Source organism: Pricia sp., from assembly GCF_041745955.1.
Taxonomy (GTDB): Bacteria; Bacteroidota; Bacteroidia; order Flavobacteriales; family Flavobacteriaceae; genus Pricia.
Map to the genome: position 1 here is coordinate 1 of NZ_JBGTHY010000095.1, position 2,501 is coordinate 2,501.

The window sequence follows — 2,501 nt, forward strand, 5'->3', positions numbered from 1 at the left end:
GACGACTCCAGTTATGAAGAAATTATTTTGATGGACGTAAGCCAACGCTTTTATAAAAAATGCATCGTTAAGGACGATACCTTAAAAGGCGCCATTCTGATCGGTGATAAAAACGAGTTTGCGGAATTCAAAAGGCTAATAGAGGAAGAGATAGAACTTTCCGAAAAACGGAACGAACTGTTGCGGGGAACCTCCAATTCAGTACCGCTAAAAGGCAAGCTAGTCTGCTCGTGCAGCCAGGTGGGCGAAGGCAACGTTGTCGATGCCATTGCCAACGGGTGTTCCGATTTCGCCAAGCTCTGCTCCGAGACAGGGGCCGGACTCGGATGCGGCAGTTGCAAGCCGGAGGTCAAAGCTATACTGGAAAAACAATTGGTCAGTTAAATAAATACCAAAAGCGATACCAATGAACGACGATCTGTACCGCATATTGATCAAAGGAGGCGTAACATCCCCAGGGGAGCTCAAGGATATCATCGCTATGCTGGAATCGGCCGGCTTGACAGAAGTCCACTTTGGCTCCCGGCAAGATTTGCTATTCCCATTGAAAGACGCCGAGCAAGAACAGTTGGAAAGTATGTCTCGGTTCCATACCGACATCCAAGGCGACAGAAGCTATCAGAACATTGTCTGCTCGTACCTTTCCGCAGATATATTCGACATGACCCATTGGCTCAACGGGTCTACCTATCTCTATATTTTGGAGGCCTTCGATTACCTGCCCAAACTAAAGATCAATATCACCGATCCCAAACAACGCTTAGTACCCATCTTTAGCGGCAATCTGAATTTTATAGCTTCCAAAAACGAGGATTACTGGTACCTAAACCTAAAACTACCCCATTGGCACGCGGCGGCGGACTATCCCGTTTTGATCTATACTTGGGACATCTCGAAAATTTCAAAGGCCATTGAAGCTATATACGAAGATATTCAGGATGTCGATGAGCTGTTCTTCATCCTAAATAAAAATCTGGACACCAATAACAAATCCCTAGAACAGAAATTAGAGATTCCTTATACAACATTCCCTTACTATGAGGGCATGAACCGCATGGGACTTGACCAGCACTGGCTAGGCCTTTACTGGCGGAACAACCGGTACGACCTCGCTTTTCTCAAAGAATTCTGCGGCTTCTGTCTCGACAACAGTATCGGAAAAATAAGCATCACCCCGTGGAAATCGCTGATAGTAAAGGGAATACAAAAACAAAGCAGGCCCAGTCTCGAACGCCTTATCGGGCAATGGGGCATCAATATCAGGCATTCGCAATTGGAGATGAACTGGCATGTGCCCGTCGACGATCAAGAAGCCTTGGAACTTAAAAAGTTTCTGGTCCGTAGCTTTGACCAGAACGATATCAGTACTTATGGCCTTACGTTCGGTATAAGTAACGATGTAGGCAAAAGATCACATTTCGCATCGGTCATCATCGAAAGAAACGCCCCGTCGGCCATCATGACCGATTTCGAGGTCCGCCCTACCTACAACGTGCTCCATTTCAAAAATTTCGACCCGAACACCCATTCCTACGAGGCCTACGCCCAAGATGTGGACAAGATAGAGCTACCGGGACTTCTCATGGAACTGAGCAAAAAATATTTTGGACAACTCTACAGTCAGGAAGCACAGGAAAAACCCATCCAAAAAGATTCGGACCCTATCAAGAGAACGGTACGTCAATGCCGATCCTGCCTTACCGTTTACGATACCGTGTACGGGGATGCCAAGGCCGATATTCCCGCCGGAACGCCGTTTGAAAATCTTCCGGAGGATTATGGGTGCCCGGTCTGTGAAGCCCCAAAATCGGATTTTGTAGAAGTGGCACTTCAACTTTCTTGAAAGGATGTTTTAAGGTAATTGATGGTAACCCGTGTCCCCTCGCCCGGAACGGAGTTGATAAACAAACGGCCATTGATATAGTCGATCCGTTCTTTCATAAAGAAGAGTCCCATACCGCCTTCACTGGTGTTCTTGGGCGGTTTTCCTAAGATGGAATCGTCAAAGCCTTTACCATCGTCATCTATCAACACGCTTAAGAGGTTGTCCTTAAAATTAATGGTGACCAAAATATAGTTGGCCTCCGCATATTTGATGGCGTTGTTAACGGCTTCTTGGGTCACCCGATAGATGTTGGTCTCGGCCAAAGAATCGAATCGGATATTCCCTTCCGACCTGTTTTCGAACAAGATGGTCTTGCCCGTCAATTTAGAGAGTTCCCTGGTCATTTTCTGAAGTGCGGGAAAGATGCCATGATCGCTAAGTTCGGGCGGGGTAAGATTAAAAGTGGCGGTTCTGACGCCTTTGATCAAATCGGCGGTCAAGCTTTTCAAATATACTATTTTCTCCGCCGTTTTTCGGGTATTTTCCAAGTCGATGGATTCAATATTGAATTTCAGCGCGGTCAGCATCTGCCCTATACCATCGTGTATGTCCTTGGCAATCCGCTTGCGTTCTTCCTCCTGCCCTTCGACGATTTGGCTCGCCTGCGCCTTTTTTT

3 protein-coding genes are annotated in these 2,501 nt (G+C 46.7%); 2 read left to right on the forward strand and 1 reads right to left on the reverse strand.

The annotated features are described in order from the left end of the window. On the forward strand, window positions 1-384 hold a 384-nt coding region (locus ACEW8S_RS03260), incomplete at its 5' end, for a (2Fe-2S)-binding protein (RefSeq protein ID WP_373516755.1). Window positions 385-406: 22 nt separating this feature from the next. Further along, complete coding sequence (locus ACEW8S_RS03265) at window positions 407-1,843, forward strand: rubredoxin (protein WP_373516756.1); 1,437 nt, start codon at window positions 407-409, stop codon at window positions 1,841-1,843. Here ACEW8S_RS03265 and ACEW8S_RS03270 read toward each other — a convergent pair. Then, the coding region (locus ACEW8S_RS03270; RefSeq protein WP_373516757.1) for a sensor histidine kinase at window positions 1,831-2,501 on the reverse strand (671 nt) is incomplete at its 5' end. The genes ACEW8S_RS03265 and ACEW8S_RS03270 overlap by 13 nt on opposite strands.

Excerpts from the sequence above, each read along its gene's own strand:
- ACEW8S_RS03265 (WP_373516756.1), top strand. The coding sequence starts at position 407 with ATGAACGACGATCTGTACCGCATATTGATCAAAGGAGGCGTAACATCC.